The 22,842-nt window shown below is 73.2% G+C and carries 21 protein-coding genes; 12 read left to right on the top strand and 9 right to left on the bottom strand.

Annotated features, from left to right (window positions below):
• Positions 1 to 48: 48 nt before the first annotated feature.
• From ASF28_RS21220 to ASF28_RS21210, 3 genes are all read right to left on the bottom strand, one after another.
• Positions 49 to 1,059: a P1 family peptidase gene (locus ASF28_RS21220; protein ID WP_056097423.1), complete on the bottom strand. Its 1,011-nt coding sequence runs from the start codon at positions 1,057 to 1,059 to the stop codon at positions 49 to 51.
• A 109-nt stretch (positions 1,060 to 1,168) separates the two neighbouring features.
• A complete protein-coding gene (gene rarD / locus ASF28_RS21215) occupies positions 1,169 to 2,026 on the bottom strand; it encodes an EamA family transporter RarD (protein ID WP_056097421.1) in 858 nt (285 codons plus the stop codon).
• A 166-nt stretch (positions 2,027 to 2,192) separates the two neighbouring features.
• A complete protein-coding gene (locus ASF28_RS21210) occupies positions 2,193 to 2,489 on the bottom strand; it encodes a hypothetical protein (protein WP_056097419.1) in 297 nt (98 codons plus the stop codon).
• Between the two features lie 113 nt (positions 2,490 to 2,602).
• Here ASF28_RS21210 and ASF28_RS23080 point away from each other — a divergent pair, with 113 nt between their 5' ends.
• The 6 genes from ASF28_RS23080 to metC all read left to right on the top strand — a co-directional run bounded on the left by ASF28_RS23080 (position 2,603) and on the right by metC (position 8,510).
• On the top strand, positions 2,603 to 2,779 hold the full coding sequence (locus tag ASF28_RS23080; protein ID WP_187273067.1) for a ribosome modulation factor: 177 nt from the start codon (positions 2,603 to 2,605) through the stop codon (positions 2,777 to 2,779).
• A gap of 64 nt (positions 2,780 to 2,843) precedes the next feature.
• Positions 2,844 to 3,899: an amino acid ABC transporter substrate-binding protein gene (locus ASF28_RS21205; RefSeq protein WP_056097418.1), complete on the top strand. Its 1,056-nt coding sequence runs from the start codon at positions 2,844 to 2,846 to the stop codon at positions 3,897 to 3,899.
• Positions 3,900 to 4,070: 171 nt separating this feature from the next.
• Positions 4,071 to 5,234 (top strand): amino acid ABC transporter permease, encoded by a 1,164-nt coding sequence (locus ASF28_RS21200; RefSeq protein WP_056097417.1) that lies wholly within the window; start codon positions 4,071 to 4,073, stop codon positions 5,232 to 5,234.
• The gene (locus ASF28_RS21195; protein WP_056097415.1) at positions 5,231 to 6,376 is read left to right on the top strand and encodes an amino acid ABC transporter permease; all 1,146 of its coding nucleotides are present in this window, start codon (positions 5,231 to 5,233) and stop codon (positions 6,374 to 6,376) included. Before ASF28_RS21200 ends, ASF28_RS21195 begins: the two co-directional genes overlap by 4 nt.
• Positions 6,373 to 7,125, top strand: a complete 753-nt coding sequence (locus ASF28_RS21190) for an amino acid ABC transporter ATP-binding protein (protein WP_056097413.1) — start codon at positions 6,373 to 6,375, stop codon at positions 7,123 to 7,125. Before ASF28_RS21195 ends, ASF28_RS21190 begins: the two co-directional genes overlap by 4 nt.
• A 197-nt stretch (positions 7,126 to 7,322) precedes the next feature.
• Entirely contained in the window at positions 7,323 to 8,510 is a 1,188-nt protein-coding gene (gene metC / locus ASF28_RS21185) for a cystathionine beta-lyase (RefSeq protein WP_056097456.1), read from the top strand.
• Positions 8,511 to 9,436: 926 nt separating this feature from the next.
• Here the strand turns inward: metC and ASF28_RS21180 are convergent.
• The 4 genes from ASF28_RS21180 to ASF28_RS21165 are packed head-to-tail and all read right to left on the bottom strand — an operon-like array spanning position 9,437 to position 12,883.
• Entirely contained in the window at positions 9,437 to 10,048 is a 612-nt protein-coding gene (locus tag ASF28_RS21180) for a pyridoxamine 5'-phosphate oxidase family protein (protein ID WP_056097412.1), read from the bottom strand.
• The gene (locus ASF28_RS21175; protein ID WP_056097410.1) at positions 10,045 to 10,365 is read right to left on the bottom strand and encodes a lipid-A-disaccharide synthase N-terminal domain-containing protein; all 321 of its coding nucleotides are present in this window, start codon (positions 10,363 to 10,365) and stop codon (positions 10,045 to 10,047) included. The genes ASF28_RS21180 and ASF28_RS21175 overlap by 4 nt, the downstream gene beginning before the upstream one ends.
• 4 nt (positions 10,366 to 10,369) lie before the next feature.
• Positions 10,370 to 11,110, bottom strand: coding sequence for a glycosyltransferase (locus ASF28_RS21170; RefSeq protein WP_056097408.1), 741 nt, complete (start codon positions 11,108 to 11,110; stop codon positions 10,370 to 10,372).
• A gap of 15 nt (positions 11,111 to 11,125) precedes the next feature.
• Positions 11,126 to 12,883, bottom strand: coding sequence for an ArnT family glycosyltransferase (locus ASF28_RS21165; protein WP_244475105.1), 1,758 nt, complete (start codon positions 12,881 to 12,883; stop codon positions 11,126 to 11,128).
• A gap of 299 nt (positions 12,884 to 13,182) precedes the next feature.
• Between ASF28_RS21165 and ASF28_RS21160 the strand changes: the two genes are divergently transcribed.
• The 6 genes from ASF28_RS21160 (at position 13,183) to ASF28_RS21135 (ending at position 20,736) form a co-directional block, all read left to right on the top strand.
• Entirely contained in the window at positions 13,183 to 13,887 is a 705-nt protein-coding gene (locus ASF28_RS21160) for a DJ-1/PfpI family protein (RefSeq protein WP_056097406.1), read from the top strand.
• Between the two features lie 119 nt (positions 13,888 to 14,006).
• Entirely contained in the window at positions 14,007 to 15,332 is a 1,326-nt protein-coding gene (locus ASF28_RS21155) for an O-antigen ligase family protein (protein WP_157085684.1), read from the top strand.
• Positions 15,329 to 16,498, top strand: coding sequence for an acyltransferase family protein (locus ASF28_RS21150; RefSeq protein WP_056097403.1), 1,170 nt, complete (start codon positions 15,329 to 15,331; stop codon positions 16,496 to 16,498). The genes ASF28_RS21155 and ASF28_RS21150 overlap by 4 nt, the downstream gene beginning before the upstream one ends.
• A 24-nt stretch (positions 16,499 to 16,522) precedes the next feature.
• Complete coding sequence (locus ASF28_RS21145) at positions 16,523 to 18,397, top strand: acyltransferase family protein (protein WP_056097401.1); 1,875 nt, start codon at positions 16,523 to 16,525, stop codon at positions 18,395 to 18,397.
• A gap of 122 nt (positions 18,398 to 18,519) precedes the next feature.
• Entirely contained in the window at positions 18,520 to 18,831 is a 312-nt protein-coding gene (locus ASF28_RS21140) for a GCG_CRPN prefix-to-repeats domain-containing protein (protein WP_056097400.1), read from the top strand.
• Between the two features lie 117 nt (positions 18,832 to 18,948).
• Positions 18,949 to 20,736 (top strand): methanol/ethanol family PQQ-dependent dehydrogenase, encoded by a 1,788-nt coding sequence (locus ASF28_RS21135; protein WP_056097398.1) that lies wholly within the window; start codon positions 18,949 to 18,951, stop codon positions 20,734 to 20,736.
• Positions 20,737 to 20,844: 108 nt separating this feature from the next.
• Here ASF28_RS21135 and ASF28_RS21130 read toward each other — a convergent pair whose 3' ends face one another.
• Together ASF28_RS21130 and ASF28_RS21125 are read right to left on the bottom strand one after the other, a co-directional pair.
• On the bottom strand, positions 20,845 to 21,291 hold the full coding sequence (locus tag ASF28_RS21130) for a hypothetical protein (RefSeq protein ID WP_056097395.1): 447 nt from the start codon (positions 21,289 to 21,291) through the stop codon (positions 20,845 to 20,847).
• Positions 21,292 to 21,398: 107 nt separating this feature from the next.
• Positions 21,399 to 22,487: a replication protein RepA gene (locus ASF28_RS21125; protein WP_056097394.1), complete on the bottom strand. Its 1,089-nt coding sequence runs from the start codon at positions 22,485 to 22,487 to the stop codon at positions 21,399 to 21,401.
• Positions 22,488 to 22,842 lie beyond the last annotated feature (355 nt).

The raw sequence follows: 22,842 nt of genomic DNA, 5'->3' as shown, positions 1-22,842 counted from the left end.
CGGGCCGCGTTCCGACCCGGCCATCACGGTTTCGCGCGTCAGCCGCCTTCAGCCTCCTGGCCCGAAGCAGTCGGTCCACGCCGGCGGCATCCGCTCGAAGCCCGGCAGGGACGTCGCGGAAAAGACCCCGATGGCCACGGCCCGCGCCAGGGTCCGGGCGGCGGCGTCGCCGAGGCGCGCGAGGTCGCCGACGGGGTCGGCCAGCGGCACCCGCCCCGTCGCCACGGCGAAGACCACGTCGCCGTCGAGGGGCGTGTGGACCGGGTGGATCGCCCGGGCGAGGCCGTCCTGGGCCATCACCGCGAGGCGCCTGGCCTGGGCCTTGGTGAGGATCGCGTCGGTCGCAACGACGGCGAGGGTCGTGCTGGCGCCGGCCGGGCCCGCGTGCTTGCGCGGCCAGTCGAACGCCTCGGGCGGCATGTGGCGCGGAAAGCCCAAGGCTCCGAACTCGTCGCCGACCTCGTAGGGCGCCGCCCAGAAGTGCGCCCCGTCCCCCACGGTGACCCGGCCGAAGGCGTTGACGGCGGCGAGGGCGCCGATCCGGGCTGACAGGCCCGCGACCTCCGCCGAGGCCGAGCCGACGCCGCCCTTGAGGTTGGCCGTGGTCGCCCCCGTGCCGGCCCCGACGGAGCCCAGGGCGAAGTCCACGGCCGCCGCCCGCGTCGCCGCGTAGCCGAGGTCGCGGTAGGGCGGAAACCGGCCCCAGTCCTTGTCGCCGCCGTTGAGGAGGTCGAACAGCACGGCGCCGGGCACGATGGGCACCCGGGCGGAGCCGACGGCGAAGCCGCGCCCGGCCTCGGCCAAAGCCGCCATGACGCCCGCCGCCGCGTCGAGGCCGAAGGCCGACCCGCCCGACAGCACGATCGCGTCGATGCGCTCCACCGTGCGCTCGGGATCGAGGAGGTCGGTCTCGCGGGTGCCGGGTCCGCCGCCGCGCACGTCGACGCCCGCCACCACGGGCGCGTCGAAGACCAGCGCGGTGACACCGCTGCCCAGGCGAACATCCTCGGCGTGGCCGACGCGCAGGCCGGGGATGTCGGTGATGCGGTTGGGGCTCATGCGGGGCTTTTCCGATTGCGGATCGGAGACGGTCGCACGGCGGGCGGTCCCCCGGCGAGGGGCCGCGTCGCGGAGGCGGGACGCGCGAATGCCGGGGGACGCGGCCGGTTCAGGCCGCCCGCGCCTTCCGCGCCGCGCGGAACGCGTCCGCCGCGTACAGGGCGAGCGCCAGCCAGATCAAGCCGAACAGCCCCATCCGGTGCGGCTCGAGGCGCTCGCCGTAGGCGGCGACGCTGAGGACGAGGAGGCAGCTCGGGGCGAGGTACTGCATCAGGCCGAGGGTCGCGAGGGTCAGGCGCTCGGCGGCGGCGGCGAACCAGATCAGCGGCAGGGCGGTGGTGACGCCCGTGAGCACGAGGAGTCCGGCCCGCACGGGGTCCCCCGTCATCACGGGCGGCGCGAACAGGACGAGGTAGCCCAGGGCCACGGGCAGGAGCACGGCGGTCTCGGCGGCGAAGCCCACCATGGCGTCGACCCCCACCACCTTGCGCACGAGGCCGTAGAGGGAAAAGCTCGCCGCGAGCGCCAGGGACACCCAGGGCAGGTGGCCGGCCACCACCACCGCCAGGAGCACGGCCCCGGCGGCAAGGGCCACGGCCGCGACCTGGACCCGGCGCAGGCGCTCGCCCAGCACCGCGGCGCCGAGCACCACGCTCATGAGCGGGTTGATGAAATAGCCGAGGCTGGCATCCAGCATGTGCCCGGACTGGACGGCGCGCAGGTAGAGCAGCCAGTTCACGCCGATGAGGCCGGCCGAGAGCACAAGCCAGCCGTGCCGGGGCCGCAACGGGAACGGGTTGCGGAGGCGCCGGCGCAGGGCCAGCAGCAGCCCGGCCACGAGCACCGCCGACCAGACGATGCGGTGGGCCAGGATGCTGGTGGCCGGCACCGCGTCGAGGAGGCGGAAATGCACGGGGACGACGAGGCCCCAGCTCAGATAGGCGCCGAGCGCGTAGATCAGACCCACATCGCGGCTCCCGCCCTCGCGGGCCGTCCCGCGGACGGGGCTTATATCAGACGACGATGCGGGGAACGCATCGTCGTCTGCCCGCGCGACCGCGTGGCGGCGGGCGTCCGCCGAACGCGCTGAGGCCGGCCATCGGCCGGGATCAGCGCCGCTTCGTCTTACAACATCAGCGCGTGCGCGACAGGGTGACGGCGGGGTCGCCGCGCATGAGGGCGTTGAGGCGCTCGGTGTCGAACCCCTCCACCGCCTTCGGCCGGGCGGCCTTGGCGGTCTTCATGGGGGTGGGGGCCTCGGGGAGCGCCCCCGTGGCGATGGGGTCCACCAGCACCGGGCGGGCCAGGGCGGGCACGGGCGGCGCGGCCACCACCACCGGATGGCCGAGGCGGTCGACGCAGGTGAAGCCGACGATGGTCAGGCTGATCCCGAAGAGACCGGCCACGGTGAGGGAACGCAGGATACGCACGGCGACGCACTTCCCAGAGACGCGAACAAAGAACCGCAACAGCTTTAGCCCAGGGCCGTTAACGAACCGCCCGGCGCCGCTGCCCGCGCCGCCTTCCTCCAGGAGTTCGCCGCATGCCACCGGATCCCGACGCCACGGCCACCGCCAGCGACAGCCCGTTCATCCAGGGGCGCAACGCCCGCACCCACGGCAAGCCCGCCGAGACCTGTCCCTATCCGGAGGGCTCGGCCGACCGGCAGGCCTGGCTCCAGGCCTGGGAGGAAGCCGGCCCGCCGGCGGACGCCCCCTGACCTTTCACTCGGCCGGGCGACCCTGTTAGAGGTCGCCCGGATGGACATTCGATCGTGGAGGCCGATGCGCGTGGTTCGACCGAAGGCTGCGCTGCTCCTCGCCCTCGCCCTCCTCGGCGCGCCCCTCCCCGCCAGGGCCGAACCCGCGAAGGCCGAGCCGGCCCGGGCCGAGGGCACCCTCGCGCAGGTGAAGGCGCGCGGGCACCTCGTCTGCGGGGTCAGCCCCGGGGTGGCGGGCTTCAGCGTGCCCGACGGCCAGGGCCGCTGGACCGGCCTCGACGTCGATTTCTGCCGGGCGCTGGCGGCGGCGATCTTCGACGACCCGGAGGCCGTGCGCTTCATCCCGCAATCCTCGGCCGCGCGCTTCACGGCCCTGCAATCGGGCGAGATCGACGTGCTCGCTCGCAACACCACCTGGACCCTGTCGCGCGACACGGCGGCCATGAACTTTCCGGCCATCACCTTCTACGACGGCCAAGGATTTCTCGTCCGCAAGTCCCTCGACATCACGCAGGTCAGGCAGCTCGACCGGGCGACCATCTGCCTGCAGCAGGGCACCACCACGGAGCTCAACCTCGCCGACTGGTTCCGCACCCGGGGCCTGACCCAGAGCGTGGTCACCTTCGCCAACAGCGAGCAGACCCTCGGCGCCTACGAATCCGGCCGCTGCGACGCCTATTCCACGGACCAGTCCTCCCTCTACGGCGAGCGCCTGAAGACCGCGCACCCCGACGAGCACGTGATTCTCAGCGAGGCCATCTCGAAGGAGCCGTTCGCCCCGGGCGTGCGCCAGGGCGACGACCAGTGGCGGGACATCGTCGCCTGGACCCACTACGCCATGCTCGACGCCGAGGAGGCGGGCATCCGCCAGGACAACATCGCGCAGATGCGCCGCGAGGCTCTGAGCCCCGACGTGAAGCGCATCCTCGGCCTCGAGGGCGCCTACGGCGCGCGCCTCGGCCTCACCGCCGACTGGGCCGCCCGCATCGTCCGCCACGTCGGCAATTACGGCGACAGCTTCGCCCGCAACCTCGGCGACGCCACCCCCCTCAAGATCCCGCGCGGCCTCAACGCCCTGTGGAACCAGGGCGGGTTGCAGTACGGGCCGCCGATCCGGTGAGGGGGGTTTTGCGGAAGGATCGCGCGCGAACCCTCCCCCCTCTGCGGGGGAGGGTGGTCGCGAAGCGACCGGGAGAGGGGCAGCGCCACCTTCTCCGGAGAGACCTGAGCCGGCCCCTCTCCCGCCTGCTCCGCAGGCACCCTCTCCCGCAGGGGGGAGAGGGTTTTTCCCATGCGTAACCCCCGCATCGCCCCGTCCTGGCGCGCCCTCGCCGTCCAGACCCTCCTCGTCCTGGCGCTGGCCACCCTCGCCTATCTCGCCGCCGCCAACGCGGCGCAAAAGCTCGCGCGCCAGGGGATCGTGGCCGGGTTCGGCTTCCTCGAGCGCGCCGCCGGGTTCGACATCGGCCAGAGCCTGATCCCGTATGCCGCCGCGACCGCCACCTATCTCGACGCGTTCTGCGTCGGCCTCCTCAACACCCTGCTGGTGTCGGGCCTCGCCATCGTGCTCTCGACCGTCCTCGGCTTCGCCCTCGGCATCGCCCGGCGCTCGGGCAACCTTTTGGCCCGGTCCTTCGCCGCCGCCTATGTCGAGGGGTTTCGCAATCTGCCGCTCCTGCTGCAGCTGCTGGTCTGGTACGTCGCCGTGCGGGTCGCCCTGCCCTCCTCCGGCGATCCCGCCGCGTGGGGCGGCGCCTATCTCAGCCAGCGCGGCCTCTTCCTCCCGCGCCCGGACTTCTTCGGATTGGCCGCCCTGGTGCCCGTGGCCTTCGCCGCCGGGCTTTTCGCGATGGGGCTGCTGATCCGCGCGAGCCACCGCGCCGTGGCCCTCGGGAAAAAGCCCGTTCCCGTCCTGTGGCCCGGCGCCCTCCTCGTCCTCGGCCCGCCGGCGCTCGCCTGGGCCGGCCTCGCGCTCGCGGGCCATCCCGTGCCCGTGGCCTGGCCGGCGCGCGGCCCCTACGACGTCGAGGGCGGACTGCCCGTGCGGCCGGAATTCGCGGCCCTGCTCATCGGGCTCTCGACCTACTCGGCCGCCTTCATCGCCGAGCTCGTGCGGTCGGGCCTCGACAGCGTCGGACGCGGCCAGCGCGAGGCCGCCGCCGCCCTGTCCCTGAGCCGGGGCCAGGCCCTGCGCCTCGTGGTGCTGCCCCAGGCCATGCGGGTGATCGTGCCGCCGCTGACCAGCCAGTACCTCAACACGACGAAGAACTCGTCGCTGGCCGTGCTCATCGGCTACCCCGACCTCGTCCACGTGTTCATGGGCACCGTGCTCAACCAGACCAACCAGGCGGTGGAGGTGGTGGCCCTCACCATGTGCGTCTATCTCAGCCTCAGCCTCGCCACGGCCCTCGTGATGAACCGGTACAATGCCCGCGCCGCGGGGACCCGCCGATGAGGTCCGAGACCGAGGGGTACGTCCGAAAAACCCTGATCCCGCCGGCCCCGCCGCCGCGCCGCCTCGGCGGCCCCCTCGCCTGGATGCGGACCAACCTGTTCGCGACCTGGACGGACGGCCTCGTCACCGTCCTGATCCTGGCGGCGCTGGCCTGGCTCGTGCCCCTGGCCCTGCGCTTCCTCGTCCTCGACGCCGTCTGGACCGGGACCTCCGGCGAGGCCTGCCGGCCGGAGGTGGCGGGCCGGCCCGTCGGGGCGTGCTGGGCCTTCATCGGGGGAAAAATCAACTACCTCGCCTACGGCTCCTACCCGGCGGCCGAGCGCTGGCGCCCGAACCTGTTCTTCGCCCTGCTGGCGTTCGGCGCCGCCTGGATGCTGTGGCTCGGCGCGCCGAAGCGCGCCTGGGGCGCGGCCTACCTGTTCGGCGTCTTTCCCCTGCTCGCCTACGCCCTGCTCGCCGGGATGCCGTCCGTGGGCCTCGCGTCCGTCGCCACCGGCCTGTGGGGCGGCCTCCTCGTCACCGTGGTGGTGTCCATGGTCGGCATCGTCGCCTCCCTGCCGCTCGGCATCCTCCTGGCGCTCGGCCGGCGCTCGGACTGGCCGGTGGTGCGCTACGCCTGCATCGGCTTCATCGAGTTCTGGCGCGGGGTGCCCCTCATCACCGTGCTGTTCATGGCCAACGTGATGCTGCCCCTGTTCCTGCCGGGCGACGTCACCGTCGACCGGCTGGTGCGGCCGCTCGTCGGCATCGCCCTGTTCGCCGCCGCCTACATGGCCGAGGTGGTGCGCGGCGGCCTCCAGGCGATCCCGGCGGGCCAGATGCAGGCCGCCCTGGCGCTCGGCCTGACGAGGACCCAGGCCCTGCGCGCCGTGGTGCTGCCCCAGGCCCTGAAGATCGTGGTGCCGGGCATCGTCAACACCCTCATCGGCCTGTTCAAGGACACGACGCTGGTCTCCATCGTCGGCATCGCCGATTTCATCCGCGTGCTGGAGGCGGCCCGCGCCGACCCGCGCTGGTCGGCCCCCGCCGTGCCGGCCACGGCCTACGCCTTCGCGGCCCTGTTCTACTTCGCCATCTGCTTTTCCATGGCCCGCTACGCCGGCTTCATCGAGCGGCGCCTCGCGGCGGGGGAGGCCCGATGAGCCCGCCTGCCCCCGATCCGCCCGCCGTGGAGTTCGCGGGCGTCAACGCCTGGTTCGGCGCCACCCACGTCCTGCGCGACATCGACCTCGCCGTGGCGCAGGCCGAGACCGTGGTGATCTGCGGCCCCTCGGGCTCGGGCAAATCCACCCTGATCCGCGCCATCAACGGCCTCGTCGATCACCAGTCCGGCACGATCCGGGTCGCGGGCCTCCCCCTCGACGGCAGCGCCAAGGCCACCGACGCCGTGCGCGCCCGGGTCGGGATGGTGTTCCAGGGGTTCAACCTGTTCCCGCACCTGACCGTGCTGGAGAACTGCACGCTGGCGCCGCTGCACGTCCGCCGCCTCGGGCTCAAGGCGGCGCGGGACCTCGCCCTCTGCCACCTCGACCGGGTGCACCTCGCCGACAAGGCCGACCGCACACCCGCCGAACTCTCCGGCGGCCAGCAGCAGCGGGTCGCCATCGCCCGCGCCCTGTGCCTCGAACCCGACATCATGCTGTTCGACGAGCCGACCTCGGCCCTGGACCCCGAGATGGTGCAGGAGGTCCTCGACACCCTCACCGAACTGGCGGCGGGCGGCACCACGCTGCTCTGCGTCACCCACGAGATGGGGTTCGCCCGCGCCGTGGCCGACCGGGTGGTGTTCATGGACGAGGGCCAGATCGTCGAGATCGCCCCGCCGGACGCGTTCTTCGACCGGCCGCAACATTCCCGGACGCAGGCCTTCCTCAGCCGCATCCTGGGGTGATGGGCGTCGGCAGGCGCGCATCCCCTCGCCCCGCTTGCGGGGAGAGGGGGATGCGCACGAACCGGCCGCTCGACTGGCCCGAGGCCCTCCCCTTCGGCGCGACGCACGATCGGCCCGAAAGCCGCACGACTTGACGGCCCGCCCCCCGCCGGGCTGTGGTCGCCGCCATCCTCGAAAAATCCCGCCCGAAGGCGCCGATGTCCATCACACCGCCCCGCGATCCCGCACGCTTCGGCCCGAGCACCCGCCTCGTCCATGCCGGGCGCGATCCCTCCGCCCAGCACGGCTTCGTCAACACGCCGATCTATCGCGGCTCGACGGTGCTGTTTCCCACCTACGACGACCTCAAGCACCGGCGCGGGCGCTACGATTACGGCACCTCCGGCACGCCGACGACGGAGTCGCTCACCACCGCCTGGAGCGAGCTCGCGGGTGCCGCCGGCACGGTGCTGACCCCGTCGGGGCTGGCGGCGCTCACCGTCGCCCTCATGGCCGTGGTCTCCGCCGGCGACCACCTGCTGGTCTCCGATTCCGCCTACCGCCCCACCCGCATTTTTTGCGATGGGGTGCTCAAGCGGTTCGGGGTCGAGGTCGAATACTACGACCCACTGGTCGGCGCCGGCATCGGCGCCCTGATGCGGGACAACACCAAGGCCGTGCTGGTCGAGGCGCCGGGCTCGCAGAGCTTCGAGATGCAGGACGTGCCGGCGATCAGTGAAGCGGTCCATGCGCGGGGGGCCGCCGTGATCATGGACAACACCTGGGCGACCCCGCTGCTGTTCCCGCCCCACGCGCGCGGCGTCGACATCGCCGTGGAGGCCGGCACCAAGTACCTCTCCGGCGGCTCGGACCTGCTGCTGGGCCTCACCTCGGCCAACGCACAATACTGGCCGGCCCTGCATCGGACCTTCGAGCACTTCGCCATGTGCCCCGGCCCCGAGGACGTGTTTCTGGGCCTGCGCGGGTTGCGCACCATGGCCCTGCGCCTGCGCGAGCACGGCGCGCAGGGCCTCGCCATGGCGCGCTGGCTCCAGGCCCGGCCGGAGGTGGCCCGCGTGCTCCATCCCGCCCTCCCCGAGGACCCCGGCCACGCCATCTGGCGCCGCGACTTCTCCGGGGCCTCGGGCCTGTTCGGCGTGATCCTGAACCCCGCCCCCGAGCGCGCCGTGGCGGCGATGCTCGACGGCCTCGAACTGTTCGGGATGGGGTTTTCCTGGGGCGGCTTCGAGAGCCTCGTCATCCCGTTCGACTGCCGCACCTACCGCACGGCCACCACCTGGGCCCCGGAGGGACCGGGCCTGCGCTTCCATATCGGCCTCGAGGATGTTGCGGATCTGCAGGCGGACCTCGACGCCGGGTTTTCGCGGCTGCGCGCGGCGATGTGAGGCAGGCGACCCCTCTCCCCTCTGCGGGAGAGGGTGCCTGCGGAGCAGGCGGGAGAGGGGGCGACCTCTCCGGACAACGCGCTCCCCTCATCCGACCCGCATGCGCGGGCCACCTTCTCCCGCAAGGGGGAGAAGGGATGCTCACGTGGGGCCAGGACTTTCCCCACTGCTTCCCCGAACACCGAAATGTCTTGACAATATTCCTATTTCGTGGTTGTCTCCGGTCACTCGCCTCCCACACGGGAGGCCCCCCGGCGGACCGGGTCGGGGGGCTCGGGGGGAGGAGACGGTGCCCCGCGTCGATGGCCCACACTCTTTCCCTCCCACACGGGAGGCCCCCCGGCGGACCGGGTCGGGGGGCTCGGGGGGAGGAGACGGTGCCCCGCGTCGATGGCCCGGTCGCCATCGCCCCGGGCCGCATTGGCGACGCAAGGTGCCCTGGACGGGGAGGCCGTGTTGAGGCTGGCTCCGGGACCCTGGGGCGCACCGAGAGAACGGACGGTCCGCCCACTACGAGGCGGGCTCGGGGCCCAGCGCCCTGATTAGTCGGCTGCCGCACCGGCGTTCCCGCGAGGGGCGTCGCGTCGCGCGGAGGAGGGCCGCCACTAGCCGAGTCGCCGACGCCGTGAAGACATCGTGACGAAAAACGGACCGGCCCCNCGGCTGCCGCACCGGCGTTCCCGCGAGGGGCGTCGCGTCGCGCGGAGGAGGGCCGCCACTAGCCGAGTCGCCGACGCCGTGAAGACATCGTGACGAAAAACGGACCGGCCCCGAAACGGGCCGGGCCGAGGGACGCCGGGAGACCGGCTAAACTTTCAAAAACGTGGTTTCGCGGCGTCCCGCGTCTCCCGTTTCCCGGCCATCCCCCGCGCCACCGGCGGCGGGGCCGCAGCCGCGTGGCCTTGCCGAACAGACCTCGCTTGGCCTCACGGCGCCAGCCAGGTCCCGGTCCACCCCGCCGCCCCGCGCACCCATCCTGCCCGGCGGTGGCCGCGCCGGTCGAGGAACAGGAAGTCGAGGTGGGTCGCCGTCACCACCACGGCGCAGAAATTCGCGCGGCTGAGGTCGAGGTCGGCCCCGTCCTCCGGCTGGGTGTAGGCGTCCCCCGCCGGCAGGGCCGTGCCGGGCGCCGGGGCGATCCCGTAGCAGGTCCGGCTCATGACCCGCGAGCCGGACCACGCGGCCTCGGCCAGGGCGTCGTCCGTGTGGAGGCGGGCGGACCCCGAGACCCGGATCTGGATCTTTGACGCCGTGTCGTAGCCGTGCAGGGCGGCCCGGCCCGACGCGGCGATCTCGACGGCCTTGGCCGAGCGGCGGTCGCAGTGGAAGCGCAAGGTCCCCGTCGCCGGATCGGCCTCGCGCAGGACCACGGTCCGCACCTGCGGATGGCCATCGGCGTCGACGGTGGCGAGCGCCGGCATGTGGAAGGCGTTGCGGCGCAGGGCCGGCCCCTCCCGCAGCAGGCGCCAGACTTCGAGAAGGCTGGCGTCGAGATCGTCGTGGAACGTCGGCAGGGGCGCGGGGGCGAACGCCGTCATCGGGCCCGGCGCTCGCGCAGGATGAGGACGACGTTGCGCAGGTAGATGAAGGTCGACAGCGCCTGGCCGAAGATGATCACGGGCTCGCGCCGCACGAGGCCGTAGACCAGGGTCATGAGGCCGCCCGCGATGGAGAGGAACCAGAACGCCAGGGGGATCACGCTGCGCCCCGCCCGCTCGGAGGCGAGCCACTGCACCACGAAGCGGGCGCCGAACACCGCCTGGGCGAGGATGCCGAAGACGAGCCAGCCGTCGAAGCGGACCACGAAGACGTCGTAGACGTAGCCGCGGATATCGGCGGCGAGCTGGATCAGCATGGGGTCAGGGTCCCGTCACGCCAGATTCCGTCACGTCGGTGACCACCGGCGTGACCCGCTTGCGGCGGATGAGCCACCACACGCCGGCCAGATCGAGCAACCCCACCCAGAGCCGGTCGAACAGGCCGTATTTCGAGGCCCCGGTGAAGCGCGGGCGGTCGATCACGTCGCGGTGGACCACGGCGTAGCCCTCGCGGGCGACCAGCGCCGGCATGAAGCGGTGCAGCCCGTCGAAATACGGCAGGCGGCCGTAGACCTCGCGGCGGACGAGCTTGTAGCCGCAACCGGTGTCGCGGGTGGAATCCTTGAGGATGCGCACCCGCACCCCGTTGGCGATGCGCGACTGCAGGGTCTTGAGCCGGCCGTCCGTGCGCCCGACGCGCTGCCCCTGGGCGAGGCCGACCCGCGGGCCGCCCTCCTCCAGGGCCGCGAGCAGGATCGGCAGGTAGGCCGGGTCGTTCTGGCCGTCGCCGTCGAGGAGGGCGCAGATCGCGCCGCGGGCGGCGGCGATGCCGGTCTGGACGCCGGCGGACTTGCCGGCCGTGCGGTCGTGGCGCAGCACCCGGAGCCAGGGCCGGTCGCGGCGGGCGAGGTCGAGGGCCGCGGCGGTGCCGTCGGTGGAGCCGTCATCGACGTAGATCACCTCGAACGGCGCCAGGGGCGCGCAGGCCGCGCCGATCTCGGCGACGAGGCCCGCAATGTTGCCGACCTCGTCCTTCACCGGCACGATCACGGAGAGACGCATGGGGATTCCGGGGGTTCAGGGCGTCGGGTCGGGGATGCTGGCGTAGGCCGTGAGCGCGACCCGGCGTCCGCCGTTGATATTGAAGCCCGAGACCGCGCCGACTTGTGTGGGCCCGAATCCGGCACTCGCGGCCGCCGCGGCGAAGGCCGGGGCGAACCGGTCCTCGACGTAGAGCAGGCGGCAGCCGTCGCCCCGGAGGAAGGACGCGGCCTCGGCGGCGGTGTCCATCATCGCCAGATCCGTTCCGATGAGGAAGACGAAGCTCGGTTCGCGGTAGCCGAGGCTCGCCACCTTCGGCGCCGCGCAGGGCAGGCGGTCGCGGAGGGCGGCAAGGCGGGGCGAGACCTTGAGGGCGGCCATCACCGGCTGGGTCAGGCCGAACACCGCCGGCGAGAGCAGGGCGGAGGCGAGGATGCCGAGGCACAGGGCCCGCTCCGCCGCCCCCCGGCCGAAGGCGCGCCAGGCGAGGAACGCCGCGGCGCAGGCGGCGAGCAGCAGGGGCAGCCCCGCCCAGGGCAGCGTGCCGTCCTGGGTCCAGGCGAAGGCCGAGAGGCCGAGCGTCAGGCCCACGGGAATCAGCACCACGAGGCCGGCCGTGAGCCGCGCCCCCCGGCGCTCCGGGTCGAGGGCGCCGCGGGTCAGGGCGAGCACGGCGAGGATCGCGAGGGCCGGGAACAGGGGCAGCACGTAGTGCGGCAGCTTCGTCGGCACGATCTCGAACAGGAGCCAGGTCGGCACGATCCAGGCGAGGAGGAAGGCGACCCCCGCCTCGCGCCGATGGGCCCAGGCGAAGGGCGCAGCGAGCGCCGCGAAGGCCGCACCGGGCCAGAAGGTGCCGAAGACCGCGAACAGGTAGGCGCCCGGCGGCGCCCAGTGCTTCTCGGAGCCGCCCTGCACCTTGCTCAGCATGTCGTGGCCGACGGCCTCGCCGTAGAACGCGCCGCCGCTCTTCCAGGTGATGGCGACGAACCACGGCGCCACGATGAGAAGCGTCAGCGGCAGGCCGAGGCCGGGCCGCAGCGCCTGCAGCCACCGGCCGGAGCGCGCCTGGAGCGACAGCACCAGGGCGGGCAGCCCGCAGAACAGGGGCACCATCGGCCCCTTCACCAGGATGCCCACGGCGAAGCCGAGCCAGAAGGCCAGGACGGTGGCGGTGCCGAGGACGGTGGCGGTGCCGAGGGTCAGCCCAGCGGCTCCGTCGGCGCGGCCGAGCCAGGCCCGGGCCAGGCCCCCGAAGGTCGCCATGGCGCAGGCGCAGAGCAGCGCGTCGGTCTTGGCGAGGCGGGCTTCGGCCGAGAGCACCACGCAGGCGGCGAACAGGGCGGCGGCGAGCACGGCGCCCCGCCGGGGCAGGAAGGCCAGGGCCGACCAGTAGGCGAGCAGCGCCGCCCCGATGGCGCCGAGCAGGGACGGCAGGCGGTAGAGGGCGATGGTGGTGCGGGCATTCGGGATGCCGAGGGCCTCGCCGGCCCCGACGAAGGCGGCCTGCGCCCAGTAGATCCCCACGGGCTTCTTGTGCCGCGCCTCGGCCTGGAAGCGGATGTCGACGAGATCGCCGGTCTCCAGCATCTGCTTGGAGGCCTGGGCGAAGCGCGGCTCGTCCCGGTCCATGGGCTGGAGCGAGGCGAGCCCCGGCAGGAAGCAGACGAGGCAGAGCGCCACGAGGAGGGCGCAGGCCCGGCCATGGCTCAGGGCCGCGGCATCGAGGATCGCCTGCGGCCACGCGAGCAGGTCGCGGCGGCCCGGGCGAGACGCGAAGGCGCGGGCGGTCATGCGGGCGGACGGGCCGGAAAGGCGGGCATGCGGCTCCAGACTGGCACGCGCCCGGCGATTCCGGTCGATGCCGCGAAGGCCGGCGGTGTCGATGATGCGGCCCGGAATGTCAAATTCCGGACGGGTCCGGACGGGGCCTGCGACCCGGTGAGAACCGTGAACCGATGAGAAACGCGGGCCGATGAGAAACGCGGGCGCTCGGTCGTTGCGGTCCGGGTATGATCGTGCGTGCCCATGAGCGGGGCGTCCCGCGAATCAGCGCCCCGAGAAGAACGGCCCCGAAACTCAGGAGTCCTGTCGTGACCCTCCAAATCGGCCTCCTCGCCTTTCCGAACGTGCAGCAGCTCGACCTCACCGCCCCCTACGAGGTCTTCGCCATGATCCCGGGGGCCACGGTCCACCTCGTCGCCGCCGGCCTCGACCCGCTCGCGAGCGCCACGGGCCTCGTGCTGACCCCCACCGTGCGGATGGCCGACTGCCCCGTCCTCGACGTGCTGTGCGTCCCCGGCGGGGTCGGGGTGAACGCCCTGATGACGGACCAGGGCGTGCTGGCCTTCGTGCGCGAGCAAGCGAAGACCGCGCGCTTCGTCACCTCCGTCTGCACCGGCGCCCTGGTGCTCGGCGCCGCCGGCCTGCTCGAGGGCCGGCGCGCCACGACGCACTGGGCCTCCCTCGACCTGCTCGCCGCCTTCGGGGCGACGCCCGTGGCCGAGCGGGTGGTGCGGGACGGCAATCTCCTCACCGGCGGCGGCGTCACGGCGGGCATCGACTTCGCCCTGGCGCTCGCCGCCGAACTCGTGGGCCAGGCGGAGGCGGAAGCGATCCAGCTCGGCCTCGAATACGCCCCCGCCCCGCCCTTCGACGCCGGCACGCCGGGATCGGCGGCGCCGGAGGTGCTCGCCGCGGCGCGGACGCGGCTGTCCCCGTCACGGGCCGCCCGCGAGGCCCTGGTGCGCGCGATCACCGGGATCGAACCGGAGCGCTGGGCGCGCGCGGAGTCCTGATCCGGCCCTTCGCAGGTTCTCAAGTATTCTGCGCCCAGGATGCCGGCCACGGATCACGCTATCCTGGCGCGATTGCTCGGGCGGTCCCCGCCCCGCTCCGTTCCTGGGAGTTTCCGCCGATGACCACGGGAGTCGCCGCCCCCGCGAGACCGGTCTCCCTGCCCGCGCGGGCAGGGATGTCGGATGGCCTTCGCGTCACCGCCATGGCGGTGATCCTCCTGGTGATGCTTGTGGGCGCCAACCCGTTCCACGACGGCACCGCGCCCGAGAACGCGGCCTCGGGCGCGGGCGGCAATCTCGGCAACCAGATCCTGTTCCTGATCATGGGCGCCGTCGCCGGCGCGGTCCTGTTCGCCCGGGGCCGCGCGGCCCTGCGGCCCCTGGCCAGCCTGCCGATCCTGCTCATGCTCGCCTGGCTCGCCCTGTCCACGGCGCTCTCCATCGAGCCCCTGGTCTCGGCCCGCCGCCTGGTCTCCCTCGTGATCATGACCGCCGCGGCGGTCGCCCTCCTCGTGGCGGCGCGCGACGCGCGCCAGTTCGCCACCGTGCTCGGCGCCACGGTGCTGGGGATCGTGGGCGTGAGCTATCTCGGCCTCGTCCTCGCGCCCGAGCGGGCCATGCACACGGCCTTCGACCTCATCGAGCCCGAGCACGCCGGCAGCTGGCGCGGGATCTACCCGCACAAGAACGCGGCGGGTGCCGCCATGGGGGCGTTCGTGTTCGTCGGCCTGTTCTGGGCGGGGGCGGGCCGGCGCGGCCTGGGTTTCCTCCTGGCGGGGGCCGCCGCCGCGTTCCTTGTGTTCACCAACGCCAAGACCTCCATCGCCATCACGCCCGTCGTGCTCGGCCTCACCTGGCTCTGCACCTGGTCCGGGGCGACCCTCTGGCGCCGCGCCGTGCTGCTCATCCCCCTGGCGCTCCTCCTGGCGCTGACGGTGGGGTCGGTCCTGGTGCCGGGGATCGGCGCCCTCGTGGCCGGCCTCGCCGGCGATCCGACCTTCACCGGCCGCACGGAGATCTGGGAGTTCGCCGCCGACAACATCGCCAAGCGCCCCCTCGCCGGCTACGGCTACGGCGCCTTCTGGGAGAGCGTGTTCTACGGCGGCGGCGCCGACGCGGCGACCTGGGTCAACCGCGCCACGGATGCCCATAACGGCTACCTCAACACCGCCCTCGAATCCGGCCTCGTCGGCCTCGCCCTCACGGCGTGGTGGATCGTGTGGGCGCCCGTGACCGACCTGCAGGACCGGGCCGGGGGCCGCCGCCTCGATCCCCTGGCGATGCTGTTCCTGCGCCTGTGGCTGTTCGTGATCCTCGTCGCGGTGTTCGAATCGGTGTTCTACCAGGCCACCAACGGGCTCTACTTCCTCCTCGTGGTGTCGGTGCTGGGCCTGCGCTACCTGGCGCGGAGCCGGGTGGTCGCGGGCGGAGAGGACCGATCGTGAACTCCCGCGCGGACCACGCCGCTCCCGCCGGCCCCCACCCGGCGGTGGAGCCCCTGCCGGCGCTGACCGCCCTGCGCTTCGTGGCGGCGGCCTACGTCCTCGCCTTCCACTTCGCCGACCGCCGTTTCGGCCGGGACGCGCTCCCCGAGACCGTCGCGCTGGGCTATTCGGGGGTGACGTTCTTCTTCCTCCTGTCGGGCTTCATCCTGGCCTACAATTACCGGCGGGTGGACCTGTCGAAGCGCGCGGCGCGGGTCCGCTTCCTCCGTGCGCGGGTGGCCCGGGTCTATCCCGTCTATCTCCTGGCGCTGGCCGTCGCCCTGCCGTGGTTCGTCGTCTGGACCGCGAAGGCCACGCCGCCGCTCCAGCCCCTCATGGCCGCCAGCGCGGTCCTGGCGCCGCTCGGGCTCCATGCCTGGGTGCCGGGCGCGGCCTGCGCCCTCGACTGCCCGAGCTGGTCGGTCTCGGTGGAGCTGTTCTTCTACGCCCTGTTCCCCCTCCTCCTGCCCCTCGCCCTGCGCCGGCCCGGCGCGACGGCCCTCGTCACCCTCGCGGCCTGGGCCGCGTCCACCGCCGCCGCGATCCTCGTCTGGAACCGCTACGCCCCCGGCCACTCCCTCATCGATCCGGGCCCGGGGCGGGCGGCGATCCTGGCGCAGGCGATCAAGTACAACCCCCTGCTGCGCCTGCCCGAATTCGTGGCCGGCCTGCTCCTGTTCGTCCTGTGGCAGCGGGTGCGCCTGCCGGTTCCCCCGCTCCTCGCCGTGGCGGGGGCGGCGGCCCTGGTCCTCGTCGCCCTGGTCGACAGGATCCCCGAACCGCTGCTGCACAACGGGCTGACGGCCCTGGTCTGGGCGCCGGTGATCCTCGTCGGCGCCCAGGTCCACTCCGGCCCCCTCGTGGCCGGGTGGTTCGTCTTCCTCGGCCGCATCTCGTTCGCCCTCTACCTCCTGCACGTGCCGGCCGACGCGCTCGTGTCGAGCCTCGACCGGGCCGTCCTCGCCGGCCGCCTCGCCGAGATCCCCTGGCTCGGCCTCGGCGCGGCCACGCTCCTGTCCCTCGCCGCCGCCGCCGCCGTACATCTCCTGGTCGAGGAACCGGCCCGCCGGCGCATCCTCCGGCCGCGCTCCCGCCCGGCCGCGGCCGCGGCCGTGCCCTCGGCCTGACGGACCCGCATGTCAGAGTCCTCCGTGTCACAGCCTCGCCGGGCCGCCCCGCACCTGGCCTATCGCCCGGACGTCGACGGCCTGCGCGCCCTCGCGGTCCTCGCCGTGCTGTTCTTCCATGCCGGCGTGCCGGGCCCGTCCGGCGGGTTCGTCGGCGTCGACGTGTTCTTCGTGATCTCCGGGTACGTCATCACCCGGGGCATCCTCGCCGACGTCGCCGCCGGGCGGTTCTCCCTCGCCCGGTTCTACGAGCGCCGCATCCGCCGCATCCTGCCGATGCTGGTGGCGACGATCCTGGCGACCTACGCCCTCGCCCTGGCGTTCCTGCCGCCCGGCGCCCTGGACGACTACGCCCGCAGCGTGGTGGCGGCCTCGGCCTTCGCCGCCAACGTGTTCTTCTGGAAGACGACGGGCTACTTCGACCTCGAGGCGCAGACCCGGCCCCTGCTCCACACCTGGTCGCTGTCCGTCGAGGAACAGTTCTACCTCGTCGTGCCCCTCATTCTGCCGCTGCTGCTCGCCCGCTCGCGCCGGGCCGCGGCGGCGGGCCTGCTCGCCGCCCTCCTGGCGTCGCTGGCGCTCAGCGTGGCTCTCACCGACGGCGCACCGGGCGCCAACTTCTACCTCCTGCCGACCCGGGCCTGGGAACTCCTCGTCGGCGCCCTCCTGGCCTTCCCGGCCGGATGGGTGGCGCCGCGTGCCCTGCGCGAGGCCATGGCGGCGGCCGGTTTCGGGCTCATCGCCACCGCAATCCTGGCCTACGACGAGGCCACGCCGTTTCCCGGCCTCGCCGCCCTGGCCCCCTGCCTCGGGGCGGGCCTGCTCATCGCCGCCGGGACCGGGCCGACACTCATCGGCCGCCTCCTGTCCGCGCCGCCCTGCGCCGGGATCGGGCGGATGTCCTACGCCCTCTACATGGTGCACTGGCCCGTGGTGGTGTTCACCCGCTACGCCCTCCTGCGCGAGCCGGCCGGGTGGGAGGTTTTCGGCGTCGTCGCCGCCTGCCTCGGCCTCGCCTACGGCGCCTGGCGCTGGATCGAGACGCCATTCCGGTATCCGCGACCGACCGGAGGGACACTCGGCCCCCGCCCGCTCTTCGCCGCCACGGCCGTTCTCCTCACGGCCCTCGGAGCCCTCGGCCTCGCCGGCACCCTCGCGGACGGCTTTCCGGCGCGCTATCCCGACACCCGGCCGGGCGCCCTCGCCGCCCTCGAGCGCGAGGGCTGGAAGGGCGGGCGCTGTTTTCTCGAGAACCAGCGCGCCGCGGACTGGGCCGGGGCCGAATGCCTCCTCGCCCGGGGCGCGCCCGCCACCGCCCTGCTGTGGGGCGATTCGTACGCGGCCCATTACGTGCCCGGCCTCGTCCGCAACGCCCCGGCCCTGAGCCACAGCATCCTGCAATACACCTTCGCCGGCTGCCCGCCGCTCCTCGCCTACGCCTCGCGGGCCAAGCCCGGCTGCCGGGACTTCAACGCCCACGCCTTCGAGATCATCCGGGCCTACGGCATCGACAGCGTGGTGCTCGCCGCCCGCTGGGACCTGCTGCCCGCCCGGACCCTGGCGGGCCTGCCCGACACCATCGCGCGCCTCGCGGCGATGGGGGTCGCCGTCTCGGTGATCGGTCCCTCGCCGCTGTTCGCCTTCGACGTGGCGGTGCTGGGCGCGCGCGGCGCGGGAACCCACCCCGACGGCTCGGCGGCGTGGTTCGCCCACCGGGGCGACCCGGCGATCCGGCGCCTGTCGGCGGGCGCGCGCTTCGCCGATCCCCTGCCGGCCTTCTGCGACGGCCCCCTGTGCCGCTACCGGGCGAACGGCACCGACCTGTTCCTCGACACCGGCCACCTGTCGCAGGCGGGCAGCGAGCGCGCGGTGCGGGCGTATTTTCCACTTCTGCGCTGAGGCGGATTCCGCGGCAGCGGGGCCAGACGACGTCAGCGCGCGTTCATCCGGACGGAGGCATCCTGCGCGGCGGTCCGGTCGGCGAACCGGGCCGTTCTGACACCAGCAGAAGGGTCTCTCCCATGTCTGTGAACTCCCTCGTCGCGGCGCTCGCCGTCGCCTGCGGTCTCGGCCTCGCCCTGGCCGCGCATGCCGCCCCCCTGTCCCCCGTTCCCGCCGACACATGGGCCGGCGTGACCACGCAACCCGTCGCCTTCGGCTGCGGCCCCGGCTGGGCCCCCAACCGCTGGGGCCGGTGCCGGCCGATCTACCGGGGCTACGGCTACGGGCCGCGCCCGTTCTACGGCCCCCGGCGCGTCTACGGGCCGGGCTACGGCTACGGCCCGCCGCGCCCGTTCTACGGCCCCCGCCCCGTCTACGGGCCGTTCTACTAGGGGGTCTCGACGGACGCGGGCGGGCTTTGCTCGCGTCCCTTCACCCGCGTCCCTTCGCGCATGACCCATCACGGCGGAATCGCTTAAAGCCCCACGGACCGCACCCGAGGGGACCCCATGCGTCGCGCGCGACCGCTCTGCCTTGCCGGCCTCGCCGGAGCCATCCTGACCGGCGCCATCCTCCCCGCGGGAGCCCAGGACCCGGCACCGGTGCTCCAGACCGTGGACGCGGCCAACACCCGCTATTCGCCCCTCGACGGGATCACGGCCGGGAACGTCGCCCGCCTCCAGGTCGCCTGGACCTTCTCGACGGGCGTGCTGCGCGGCCACGAGGGCGCGCCCCTGGTGGTCGGCGCGGTGATGTACCTCCACACGCCGTTCCCCAACATCGTCTATGCCCTGGACCTCGACCACGACGGCCGCATCCTCTGGCGGTACGAACCGAAGCAGGACGCGTCCGTCGTGGCCATGCTGTGCTGCGACACGGTCAATCGCGGGCTGGCCTATGCCGACGGGGCGATCCTCCTGCACCAGGCCGACACCACCCTGGTCTCCCTCGATGCCGCGACGGGCCGGGTGAACTGGCAGGTCCGCAACGGCGACCCGGGCCGCGGCGAGACCAACACCGCCACGGTCCTGCCGGTGAAGGACAAGATCCTCGTCGGCCTCTCGGGCGGCGAGTTCGGGGTGCGCTGCCACCTCACCGCCTACGACGCGAAGACGGGCCGGCGCCTGTGGCGGGCCTATTCCATGGGGCCGGACGCCGACATGCTCGTCGATTCGGAGACCACCACCGTGCTGGGCCGCCCCATCGGCCGGGATTCCTCCCTCGCCTCATGGGAGGGCGACCAGTGGAAGACCGGCGGCGGCTGCACCTGGGGCTGGTACGCCTACGATGCCGGGCTCGACCTGATGTATTACGGCACCGGCAATCCCTCGACCTGGAACCCCGCCCAGCGCCCCGGCGACAACCGTTGGGCGCAGTCCATCGTCGCCCGCGATCCCGAGACGGGCCGGGCGCGCTGGCTCTACCAGATGACGCCCCACGACCAGTGGGACTACGACGGCGTCAACGAGATGATCCTCACCGACCAGAAGGTCGACGGCCGCACCCGCCCGCTCCTGACGCATTTCGACCGCAACGGCTTCGCCTACACCCTGGACCGGGCCACGGGCGAACTGCTGGGGGCGGAGAAGTTCGACCCGGCGGTGAACTGGGCCACGCACATCGACCTCGACCGGGCGTCGAACACCTACGGCCGGCCCGTCCTCGATCCGCGCTACGCCCCCGAGCGGACCGGCGAGGACGAGACCACCCCGGGCATCTGCCCCGGCGCCATCGGCGCCAAGAACCAGCAGCCGGCGGCCTACTCGCCCCGGACGCAGCTGTTCTACGTGCCGACCAACCACATCTGCATGACCTACGAGCCGTTCCGGGTGACCTACACCCCCGGCCTGCCCTTCGTCGGCGCCACCCTGAGCCTGCAGCCGCCGCCGGGCGACACCCACACCGGCACCCTCACGGCCTGGGACGGGGTGCGCGGGCGGGCCGCGTGGTCGATCCCCGAGCCGTTCTCCGTGTGGTCGGGCGTCCTCGCCACCGCCGGGGACGTGGTGTTCTACGGAACCCTCGAAGGCTATCTCAAGGCCGTCGATGCCCGGACCGGGCGGGAACGCTACCGGTTCAAGACCCCGTCCGGCATCGTCGGCAACGTCACCACCTACACCCACAGGGGCCGGCAATACGTGGCGGTGCTCTCCGGCGTCGGCGGCTGGGCCGGCATCGGTCTCGCCGCCGGACTCACCGACCCCAGCGACGGCGCCGGGGCGGTGGGCGGCTACGCGGCCCTCGCGAACTACACGGCCCTCGGCGGCCAGCTCACGGTGTTCGCCCTGCCGGAGTGAAGTCTGGGTTCGAAGGGATCATCCCTTCGCGGGTCCAGGGCAGAGCCCCGGGTTCTTCGTCGGGCTCTGCCCGACACCCGCCGAAGGGGTGACCCCTTCGGGATCCCGTTACGCGGGATCCTCTTCCGAGGGCGCGTAGACCGCGTCGCCGAGGCGCCGCAGGGGGCCGCCGGGGCCGGAGCGCTTCCACAGGCGGGTGTTGAGGGCGGCCACCGGATCGTGGCCGGGCAGGTCGAAGCCCCGCGCCGTCAGGCCGGGCAGGATCTCACCGGCATGCAGGGGCCGGCCGGCCTCGTGCAGGAGGTCGAGGGCGGCGGCGACGAGCGCCCGGCCGTGGCGGCGGGCGGCGGCGACGTCCTCGACGGGGCGCATCTCGGCGGGTTCCGCCGGGGGCCGGGCCGGCGCGGCCGCGACGGGCGTCGCCGGGGCTCCCGCGCCGAGGCGGCGGCCGAGCTCGAGGTAGAGGGCGTGGTCGGCGATCTGCCGGTCGAGGGCCTCGCGCTGGCGGCGCAGGGCGGCCAGGGCCGCCTCCGCCTCGGCTTCGTTCGGAAACATCGCTCACTCCACGGAATATTCCACAAATCACCGTTTGATGGGTGTATCAGAATATTCCGTCACGGCAAGCGAACCGGTCATATTCCCTGTCTTCCGGACGCGGAGCGTCAGGCCGCCGCCGCCTTCCGGATTGGTTTTCCGGCCCGCGGCGGGATCAGCAGGGCGCCGGCATCGGCGGGCTGGAGCAGCATGCCGTTGTCGTCGAGCCGGATCGGCAGCTTCGGAAAAACCTCCTGCAGGTGGGCGAGATCCGCCTTGAACGCCTGGCGGAAGCTGCGCAGGCTGGCGTTGTCGGCACCGAACTGCCTGTGCAGGTTGTCCCAGGTCAGGCGTAAGGGCCGCTGCAGGGCGCGCAGGCGGTAGCCGACCCAGAACAGCAGGTCGAGCTTTCGCGCCGAGCCCGAGAAGGCGCGGGCCGCCCGGATGTCCACCGGCAGCGCGTGCTGGATCAGGTTGTCGTAGAAATCCTGGTGGAACTGGACGCTCTTCTGCCAGACCACCCCGTCCGCCCCCTGCGGCAGCCACAGGTCGAGCTGGCGGAACGGCGGCACGTTGAGGGTGCTGGCGCTGCCCGCCCCGTCCCACAGGCCGATCTGCAGGGTGCAGGCGGCGAGGCGCGCGAGCTGCTCCTTGAACTGCCGGATGGTGCCGCGCTCGCCCCCGGTGACGGCGAACCCCATCTCCTTCATGAAGCCCGACAGGCTGTCGGCCACCGCCACCGTGGGGCTGCGCTGGCGCACGGCCTCGGTGCAGAGGTGCAGGAGCACGAGGCGCGCCTTGGGGCCGTAGGGCAGGCCCTGGAACTCCATCTCGCCCGTGGCCGGGTTCTTCAGGCGTCCGGCGAGGAGGCTCAACGAATTGCGCCCGTACTCGCGAAAAAATTCGCGGGCGTCGCCGGGATCCCGGTAGGGCAGGCCGCACAAAGCCAGCACGGAGTGGATGTGCTGGAGGTTTTCGGGGCCCGTCGGCTCGTTCTCGATGACCTCGCGCACGGCGTCGCGCCGGCGCTGGTCGCGCCCCATGGCCTGGCGCCGCCCGGCCACGGCGCCGCGGGCGGCGGCCTCCGCGTCCCGCGCCCGCTGCCGGTGCAGGATGGTCTCCGCGATGGTGGCGAACAGGAAGCCGCCGCGCGCCGCCTCTACCTCGGCCAGGAGGTCGGCGTCGCGGATGCCCGCCAATGTGTCCTCGATCCCCATGAGCCCGGTGCAGTGCCTCGCCGACGCCGCGGACCGGTGTGGCGCCGCGAAGGCGGGACCATGCCCGATTCGGGGCGCGGGAGTCTCAGGCGGCGGCGGCGTCATCCCGGCTATCCACCGGCCGGGACTCGCGATTTTCACGCCGACGATGCTCGACCGGGGCCGGGCGAGGGGGTTCACGCAGAGTTCGATACGGGGTCGGTTTTGCGACTATCCCCGGAGTTCACCGGCCGGACCCGGTTTCCACGCCGATCCCGATACGCGGATGCGCCGAATCCCATACGCCGACCCCCGTTTCCCGCGCAGAGTTCGATACGGGCCTGCGCAGAGTTCGATACGGACCCGCGCAGAGTTC

The organism is Methylobacterium sp. Leaf99, from assembly GCF_001422375.1.
Taxonomy (GTDB): Bacteria; Pseudomonadota; Alphaproteobacteria; order Rhizobiales; family Beijerinckiaceae; genus Methylobacterium.
Note: the sequence above shows the minus strand (reverse complement) of the source record. Positions and strands in the feature narration are given on the sequence as shown.

Excerpts from the sequence above, each read along its gene's own strand:
- ASF28_RS21140 (WP_056097400.1), top strand. The coding sequence starts at position 18,520 with ATGTCTGTGAACTCCCTCGTCGCGGCGCTCGCCGTCGCCTGCGGTCTC.
- ASF28_RS21155 (WP_157085684.1), top strand. The coding sequence starts at position 14,007 with ATGACCACGGGAGTCGCCGCCCCCGCGAGACCGGTCTCCCTGCCCGCG.
- ASF28_RS21180 (WP_056097412.1), bottom strand. The coding sequence starts at position 10,048 with ATGACGGCGTTCGCCCCCGCGCCCCTGCCGACGTTCCACGACGATCTC.
- ASF28_RS21125 (WP_056097394.1), bottom strand. The coding sequence starts at position 22,487 with ATGGGGATCGAGGACACATTGGCGGGCATCCGCGACGCCGACCTCCTG.
- ASF28_RS21135 (WP_056097398.1), top strand. The coding sequence starts at position 18,949 with ATGCGTCGCGCGCGACCGCTCTGCCTTGCCGGCCTCGCCGGAGCCATC.
- ASF28_RS21165 (WP_244475105.1), bottom strand. The coding sequence starts at position 12,883 with ATGACCGCCCGCGCCTTCGCGTCTCGCCCGGGCCGCCGCGACCTGCTC.
- ASF28_RS21200 (WP_056097417.1), top strand. The coding sequence starts at position 4,071 with ATGCGTAACCCCCGCATCGCCCCGTCCTGGCGCGCCCTCGCCGTCCAG.
- ASF28_RS23080 (WP_187273067.1), top strand. The coding sequence starts at position 2,603 with ATGCCACCGGATCCCGACGCCACGGCCACCGCCAGCGACAGCCCGTTC.
- ASF28_RS21205 (WP_056097418.1), top strand. The coding sequence starts at position 2,844 with ATGCGCGTGGTTCGACCGAAGGCTGCGCTGCTCCTCGCCCTCGCCCTC.
- ASF28_RS21130 (WP_056097395.1), bottom strand. The coding sequence starts at position 21,291 with ATGTTTCCGAACGAAGCCGAGGCGGAGGCGGCCCTGGCCGCCCTGCGC.
- ASF28_RS21175 (WP_056097410.1), bottom strand. The coding sequence starts at position 10,365 with ATGCTGATCCAGCTCGCCGCCGATATCCGCGGCTACGTCTACGACGTC.
- ASF28_RS21170 (WP_056097408.1), bottom strand. The coding sequence starts at position 11,110 with ATGCGTCTCTCCGTGATCGTGCCGGTGAAGGACGAGGTCGGCAACATT.
- ASF28_RS21220 (WP_056097423.1), bottom strand. The coding sequence starts at position 1,059 with ATGAGCCCCAACCGCATCACCGACATCCCCGGCCTGCGCGTCGGCCAC.
- metC (WP_056097456.1), top strand. The coding sequence starts at position 7,323 with ATGTCCATCACACCGCCCCGCGATCCCGCACGCTTCGGCCCGAGCACC.
- ASF28_RS21195 (WP_056097415.1), top strand. The coding sequence starts at position 5,231 with ATGAGGTCCGAGACCGAGGGGTACGTCCGAAAAACCCTGATCCCGCCG.
- ASF28_RS21190 (WP_056097413.1), top strand. The coding sequence starts at position 6,373 with ATGAGCCCGCCTGCCCCCGATCCGCCCGCCGTGGAGTTCGCGGGCGTC.